This window comes from Waltera acetigignens (assembly GCF_025567015.1).
Lineage (GTDB): Bacteria > Bacillota > Clostridia > Lachnospirales > Lachnospiraceae > Acetatifactor > Acetatifactor acetigignens.
This window is the reverse complement of record NZ_JAOQJO010000003.1, coordinates 91007-97632: the sequence shown is the minus strand read 5'-3', so window position 1 is coordinate 97632 and position 6626 is coordinate 91007. Positions and strand designations below refer to the sequence as shown.

Sequence of the window (6626 nt, the reverse complement as noted above, 5' to 3'; positions counted from 1 at the left end):
GAAGAGATAATCCCTGCGCTGCAAATGCACTCTCTCGTGGCACAGCACAACGTTTCTGCTCTCGGGATCTAAGCCCGAAGACAGATAGATCACCGGATGCACCAGTCCCATGACAAAGGACAGATGCCCACCGTCGATTTCGCAGATCCCCGGTTCCACCTGTCTGACACCGCCGTCAGGTCTGTGAAGCCGGTTACGCATACGCAGGTAGGAAAAGGCATGATACCCCATAAATCCTGCCATTCCAAACAGCCATACCATTGCAATGACACGGAAACCTACCGGGCGATACAGTGTGTTTGCGACAGCTGTGCCATTTGTATCGGTAACCGATTCCTCCATGGCTGCACCACTGCTTCCGTTTTCTGCTCCTGTGATTTGCAAAGCCCCGTCCGCATTGTCCCGGTTGTCAGCTAAGCAGCCACCATCTACAGCATTACCTGCTACCTGGCTTCCATCGGCTCCGTCTGTTCCGAATGCATTCGCATCGCTTTCGTTATCGATTGCATTCGCAACATTTCTGTTTTCGTTCGCTAATCCTGCGGCTCCCGGCATATTTCCTGCCGTCCCGGCATGCAAATTTCCTGCCTGTTGCCAACTGCTCTGTCCGTTAGGATCCACATCTGGAAGCACACCATTATTACCATAGCCGTTTGCTGACTGTCCGTACATCGTCTCCGTTCCAACCGCCAGCAGCCGCTCCGGAATCAGACTGATCCCCGTCCGTGGCAACACCGGACAGCACAAGCGCACAAATACGACTCCCCACAGCAGATAAGAACACCATTTGGGGGCTTTTTTCAACAAAAGTCTGGCCAGGAGCACCAGCAATACGCAGTATCCTCCTACCAGACTTAATTTCCATACAACGTCAAATATTCTGTAGATGTTCTCACCCATAAGCCCCTCCGCTCTGCTGCACCAGCCATCGATAGTCGATAGAATATAGACTTTATAAGCATAGTCTACATTCTATCGACCTGTCTGTCAAGCAAGAAATCTATTTTCCCAACATTCCGGGATACAATACATCGGATATTTCATACGCTTCTTCCAATGTCGTCGCCGGGTACAAAATATAGAATATCTGATTCTCTTCCGCCGAATTTGCGGTGGCAGAAATCATCCCTTTTTCCACACCTTGCACTGCCTCATAAATTGCTGCACACGTGCTCATATCCGGCGTCAGGATCTGTCCGGCACCTCTCCCACTTTGGAAAACGCCTTTTCTTCCCCCGTACAGAAAGAAATAATCCTGTGGCTCCTCTCCCTCTCCTGCAAAGGATATCTTCCCGTTAAAAGAACTTGCATAAATCCAGGGCAATACGCGATAAGAATACGTTCCACTGACATCTACCTGTACCTCTTCCTGCTTTCCGGACGCATTTTCCTTCAGCATCCGTATTCCCGATGCCGTAAAATCCAACGTCTTGCGGAATTCAATAAAATTCAGTAAAAGGATTATCACTGCCAATACGATCACACTAAGAAAAACCGTTACTTTTACATTAATTTTCTTCATACACACTCCCCCGTTTCCTTTCGGACCTTTCAGACATCTCTATTTTACTCTGTTTTCTCAATTTCCAGATTCGCGGACACCGGAAAATCAATCACCACCTCTTTGTATATCTCCACATTTTCATTCTCTAAAGAAGTTGCCGTTCCCTGATAGGTAATCTTCGCGGTTCCATCCATAATTTCAACTGTGGATGACACATCCATGGGTGCTTTCAAGTCATTATGAAGCCATAGGTTTACTTCATTTGTGGCTTCCCACCAGTCTTTCATCTCCTTGTCGTAGCGGGCTGCCTGCCCAAATCTTGACTTTGGATTTATCGCATAGACTGGAAGAGAGCGATGTGATTCCTCTGTGTTTTCATTGCTATATGTGATGATTACTTCGGGATTGTTGTACAAATAAATTTCCCTGATACCCCATATACTGATTAGTATGATACATACCCCTATTATCCATAATACTTTTTTCTTCATTAGCTTTTCCCCTCTCTAAAGTCGAAAACGTATATGCTCCCGGTATGTCTGTGCGCTTGCCGAACCGCTGTCTTTTCTTGAGACATCCCAGACCATTCGATATTTTCCCGGTTCCAGTGCTCCGTAGAGCCACTCCCAATTATAGTAGATCGAGGCTTCCTCACCACCGGGGACATTATAGCCCACCATTGGAAAGCCATAATTATCCGGCACCGTCTCTGCATCCTGCCACTCTCCGTCTACCTGCCGTTGGAGAATATAAGCCTCTCCATAGATCACCTCTGCCCCGTCATCGTCATCCTCACGTCTGATGATAAGATTAGCACCCACATTGGAAATATCCCGCAAAGTCGCCGTTACACCTGCTTCCGGATCATAAATCGTCTCCGCCTGTCCCTGCTGCCCCTTCTCTTTCGGATCCCAAACGTTTTCTACCAGCTCCGGTGTTTCTTCCAAATGTAACACCTCTGCGTCCAGTTCATACTCCAGCACGCAGTCCCGGTTGATTTCCTCCATCTCTCCGGTCTCAATAGATTTCCCTGTTCCCCAGAAAGTGATCACCGTTTTTCCTTCACCTATTGTTACATCCGATGACACGGATAATGGGGAATCATACTTTTCGTTAATCCATTGAAACACTTCCCCTGTTGCATCCCGGAACTGCTATATTTCCTCATCATAACGTACCGCATATCCCTGTCCGATATGAGATCTGCCACGAATAACGCAAAAAGGATAAGAGCGATATATATTTTCTCTCTTGTCGCAGCTAAAGGTAATCCGGATCTCCGGGTGCTCATACAGCCAGACCTCACGCCCGCACAGGATACCTGCCGTCAACAGCACAACCGCAATTAAGCTAAGAAAAAACGTCACTTTTACGTTGATTTTCTTCATACATCTTTCGTCACTCATCATGCCAAATAAAATCTCTCCTGTTATTTACTTCTTTGCAATCCACTTCCCGTTTCTATTAGAACCACGTCTTTCAACCAAACCTTCTTCTCGCATGTCTTTTATAAGTCTTTGAATTTGTTTTCTTGAAAGATCAAATCCCTCCATAAGTTTAACCTGCGTTACCTCTGGATTTTCTTCCATTTGATATAATATATCTATCTTTCTATCGGCTCCATTTTTAGCTCCTTTTTGGCTCCTTTTTGATTATATCCTAATTTTTCTTCTAAAGTTGTTTTTTTCATATATACTTCGTTTTCTTTCGACTGCTTTGTGACCATTTTCGTTGCCATTTATTCTTATTTTCATTATACATGATAACGTATTATAGGCACAATAGAGCGAGTGGAAATTTCCCATTTTCCACTCGCTCAACCCATCTCATTATAGCTTTTTCTGTTACTTCAGCGGTTCATAATAAAAATATGTCTTCGCCGGGTCTTTTCCGGAGATGTCCACGCCGGCTGCCGTCTGTCCCTGCACACCGCCTGTGGCTCCGATATAGAGTATCCGGCCATCCGGAACGATTACCGCGCAGGTTCCTTCCGTACCGCAGGGCATCTCCCAGACTTCCTGCGCTCTGGTAAATTCCGCATCTTCCAAACGGTAGGTATCAACGCCGCTGTATCCCCACAGGATAAAATCGGAGCCATCACTCACACCTGCTGCCACCATATTCCACTGGTAGATCGTCCCTGTGCTTTGAACAGCCTTCGCATTCTCCGTTGCATCCCCCTGCACCGGTAGAAAACACAACCTCTCCGGGTCTACTGACACTAATGTCACAGGGTCATCCTCTGCTGTCACATTCTCCGTTGCCAGTGCTGCTGCATAGACTTTTCCGTCCTTTCCCTGTCCCAGGGCTCCGGCACCTTGCACAGCATACACACCATCATCCGCCATCGTTCCGATGAGGTCTCCCTCTGCCGTGTAGATCCGCACATAGCCGCCATCCTCCTGCATTCTCATTCGTGTATACAGCCTGCCCTGTGCATCCGTTGCCATACTATCTACAATATTCCACTCCCGGTCTCCGGCCGCAAAGCAGTCCAGAAGCGTTCCCTCCGGACTGATATGGTAGATCACAGGCAGCCGGCCATGTTCCGCTCCCGGAGATGCCAGTCCGCGCAATGCCGCATAGACACTTCCGTCCGGTGCGATGCACAGGCTATACACCTCGCCGTCCTCATCGAAATCATCATAAAACTTTTCCGGGGTCCCGCTGCCGTAAGCCAGATATTCCACCCGTGCTTTCCCTTCCATGGTGAACCCACCGACATACAGCCCCTGTTCTGCCGCCACAGCACACCGGATACTGAGTTCTCCCTCATAGGCGACCTGCCATTCTTGTGCTGCCGTATCTGCCCCCGGGACTACACTTGCCTCTCCTGCGCCCTGTGTCTGTTGCGATCCGCTCTCCTGTGACATATCACCCGGTAATGCACTATCTTCCGTCTTCACATATTCATAGTCGCCCGCCTCGATCTCTTCTGTGATTTTCGCCAGACTATAATCTCTCTTCTCACGGAAATCGATCAGCTCCAACAGTTCCTCCTCCGTCATTTCCTCTTCCGGCAGGAAAAATGTACTCCGCGCTGCATAGAAAGCCACGCCCTTTTTGTATTTTTCAGGACTATCAAGCATGGCAAGTTCCTTTTGGGGGAAATATCCTTCCTCCAGATAGGCCTGCCTCAGTTCTTCCAGCCTGTTTTTTCGCCGTCCGTAAGCGGTCTGCTGTAGCTATCCGCTGCAACATCTGCATCCTGCAACCCGGAAAAATATGTTTCCAGTTTTTCATGATTCATGCTCTCCATCCGCGCCCGGTACAATCTCGATTTTACGGTTCCCTGCCTGCATTCCAATATCCTGCTGATCTCCGGGATTGTGCACTGTTCATAGTAAAACAGTACGATCACATCCCGGTATCCGCCATCCAGCTGCATGACAGCATCCCACAGTTCATGGTGTTCGTCATAAAATGCCGGGGACAGATTCTCTTCCCATGCCACCGCACCGGTCCGCTTATTTTGCCGATAAATCTTTTTCGCTTCATTTGCCGTGATCTGTAAGATCCAGTTTTTAAAGCTGCCCGGATCCCGCAGTGTCCTTAATTTTTCATAGGCATGCAGCACCGCTTCACTGACAGCGTCCTCCGCATCCGTACTATTATTCAGAATAGAATATGCCAGTCGGTACATATGCAGGGTATAGCCCCGCACTTCCCGCACAAATTCCTCTTTTGTCATAACTGACAAAGTAACACCTCCTTCTCTTCGCCGGCTTCATACTATATGAGTCGCCGGACGGTAAAAAGGTTCCTGTATTTTAAAAAAAGGCACCGGATGTTCCGATGCCTTTAAATCCAATATACTCTATAACTCTTTGAATTTGTATTTTCCTTTTCCATGCCCGGATACCGGTTCGATTACATCAGCCTGTACCATATTGGATATTATTTTAGAAGCGCCTGAACTTTTCAGCCCAAGCAATTCCATAACCTCTCCTCTGCCAAAAAACTGACAATCTCCGAATTTTTCATATAATACACGGATATGCATAATTGTTTTTGTTGAAAAATTCAGCGTTTTTTCAGCCAATCTTGTTTCAATGTCCACTTTTGATGTTTCAATGTCCATTTTTTGAGTTCCAATGTCCACTTTTGAAGTTCCAATGTCCACTTTTGAAGTTCCAATGTCCACTTTTGTATCCTTTAAAAGTCCACTGATATGCATATTTCGATTGTGCAGCTCGTTGTGTTCATTTAAAAGCATATTTCTGAGGAAGAGTTCCAAATATTCCGTTGTCTCATGAATTCCTTTTTGTAAATTCGTATAATTGGCCCTGACAAGTGCATTTCTGAAATACCATGCATTTTCCGCAAAAATGTCATTTGTTGCAAAAAAACCAAGTGTTCTCAAATATTTTATGAAAAAAACCGCTGTGGTTCTTGTGTTTCCCTCACCAAAAATGTGAATTTGCCATAGCCTTGATACAAACAAAGCCAGATGATGAATGCTCTCTTCTATCGAAAGTCCTTTATAACTAAAATCCTTTTCCTGCGAAAAATCATATTCCAATGTAGCACGCAGTTCTGAAGCACTCCCATAAACGACCGTTGCGCCATCAAGCACCCATTCTTTCTTCGTAATATTATAATCTCTTATTTTTCCGGCATGCTTATATATTCCACGAAAAAGCTTACGATGAATAGCTATATACTCATTCGGTGAAAAGGAAAACGCCGTTTCGGAAAGGAGCTCCGCAATACGGCTGGAAACTTTATCTGCTTCTTCCGTGCGTTCATTATCTGATACACGGACAGGTCTCTCATTGTAATAGCTTTCTATAAGACTCTGTGCCTCTTTTAGCGTGATCTTACCTTCAATATTTTGAATTGCAGTGTCAATCAGATATTGCGAGGGTTTCAGACCATCTACTGCCTGAAGTCCAACCGCCGTGCTCCACACATACCCTTTTGTTGCTTTATTCGGTTCGGATTCTCTCAGATATTCTTTAAATGGGTCTTTGTCCATATTCATTTCCCCGCTATATATCACTATCTTAGTTTTCCTGCTACTATTTTTATTATATCTTAAAATAACGATAAACCAAAACATTTTTGTAGAGATTTTTGCGGAAATCAAAAATATTTTACCTGTAGATTTTTTCTTGACCCT

Annotated in this window: 10 protein-coding genes; all 10 read right to left on the bottom strand. The window is 45.8% G+C overall.

Features of this window, described 5'->3' with window-relative positions:
• Window positions 1-900 (bottom strand): M56 family metallopeptidase (locus tag OCV96_RS04685; protein ID WP_317239285.1); only part of this gene is annotated, 900 nt, incomplete at its 3' end.
• A 100-nt stretch (window positions 901-1000) separates the two neighbouring features.
• Complete coding sequence (locus OCV96_RS04680) at window positions 1001-1522, bottom strand: hypothetical protein (RefSeq protein ID WP_118538826.1); 522 nt, start codon at window positions 1520-1522, stop codon at window positions 1001-1003.
• A gap of 44 nt (window positions 1523-1566) precedes the next feature.
• The gene (locus tag OCV96_RS04675) at window positions 1567-1995 is read right to left on the bottom strand and encodes a hypothetical protein (RefSeq protein WP_118538824.1); all 429 of its coding nucleotides are present in this window, start codon (window positions 1993-1995) and stop codon (window positions 1567-1569) included.
• Window positions 1996-2010: 15 nt separating this feature from the next.
• The gene (locus OCV96_RS04670; protein ID WP_262593663.1) at window positions 2011-2634 is read right to left on the bottom strand and encodes an immunoglobulin-like domain-containing protein; all 624 of its coding nucleotides are present in this window, start codon (window positions 2632-2634) and stop codon (window positions 2011-2013) included.
• 24 nt (window positions 2635-2658) lie between these two features.
• A complete protein-coding gene (locus OCV96_RS04665; protein ID WP_118538820.1) occupies window positions 2659-2913 on the bottom strand; it encodes a hypothetical protein in 255 nt (84 codons plus the stop codon).
• 24 nt (window positions 2914-2937) lie between these two features.
• Window positions 2938-3057: a hypothetical protein gene (locus OCV96_RS04660; RefSeq protein WP_243026404.1), complete on the bottom strand. Its 120-nt coding sequence runs from the start codon at window positions 3055-3057 to the stop codon at window positions 2938-2940.
• A 50-nt stretch (window positions 3058-3107) separates the two neighbouring features.
• Complete coding sequence (locus OCV96_RS04655; protein ID WP_262593662.1) at window positions 3108-3242, bottom strand: hypothetical protein; 135 nt, start codon at window positions 3240-3242, stop codon at window positions 3108-3110.
• A gap of 106 nt (window positions 3243-3348) precedes the next feature.
• Complete coding sequence (locus tag OCV96_RS04650; protein ID WP_118538816.1) at window positions 3349-4593, bottom strand: SMP-30/gluconolactonase/LRE family protein; 1245 nt, start codon at window positions 4591-4593, stop codon at window positions 3349-3351.
• A gap of 47 nt (window positions 4594-4640) precedes the next feature.
• The gene (locus tag OCV96_RS04645; protein ID WP_118538814.1) at window positions 4641-5195 is read right to left on the bottom strand and encodes an RNA polymerase sigma factor; all 555 of its coding nucleotides are present in this window, start codon (window positions 5193-5195) and stop codon (window positions 4641-4643) included.
• A gap of 126 nt (window positions 5196-5321) precedes the next feature.
• Window positions 5322-6482 (bottom strand): Fic family protein, encoded by a 1161-nt coding sequence (locus tag OCV96_RS04640; protein WP_118538865.1) that lies wholly within the window; start codon window positions 6480-6482, stop codon window positions 5322-5324.
• Window positions 6483-6626 lie beyond the last annotated feature (144 nt).

Excerpts from the sequence above, each read along its gene's own strand:
- OCV96_RS04680 (WP_118538826.1), bottom strand. The coding sequence starts at position 1,522 with ATGAAGAAAATTAATGTAAAAGTAACGGTTTTTCTTAGTGTGATCGTA.
- OCV96_RS04675 (WP_118538824.1), bottom strand. The coding sequence starts at position 1,995 with ATGAAGAAAAAAGTATTATGGATAATAGGGGTATGTATCATACTAATC.
- OCV96_RS04665 (WP_118538820.1), bottom strand. The coding sequence starts at position 2,913 with ATGATGAGTGACGAAAGATGTATGAAGAAAATCAACGTAAAAGTGACG.
- OCV96_RS04660 (WP_243026404.1), bottom strand. The coding sequence starts at position 3,057 with ATGGAGGGATTTGATCTTTCAAGAAAACAAATTCAAAGACTTATAAAA.
- OCV96_RS04655 (WP_262593662.1), bottom strand. The coding sequence starts at position 3,242 with ATGGCAACGAAAATGGTCACAAAGCAGTCGAAAGAAAACGAAGTATAT.
- OCV96_RS04650 (WP_118538816.1), bottom strand. The coding sequence starts at position 4,593 with ATGCTTGATAGTCCTGAAAAATACAAAAAGGGCGTGGCTTTCTATGCA.
- OCV96_RS04645 (WP_118538814.1), bottom strand. The coding sequence starts at position 5,195 with ATGACAAAAGAGGAATTTGTGCGGGAAGTGCGGGGCTATACCCTGCAT.
- OCV96_RS04640 (WP_118538865.1), bottom strand. The coding sequence starts at position 6,482 with ATGGACAAAGACCCATTTAAAGAATATCTGAGAGAATCCGAACCGAAT.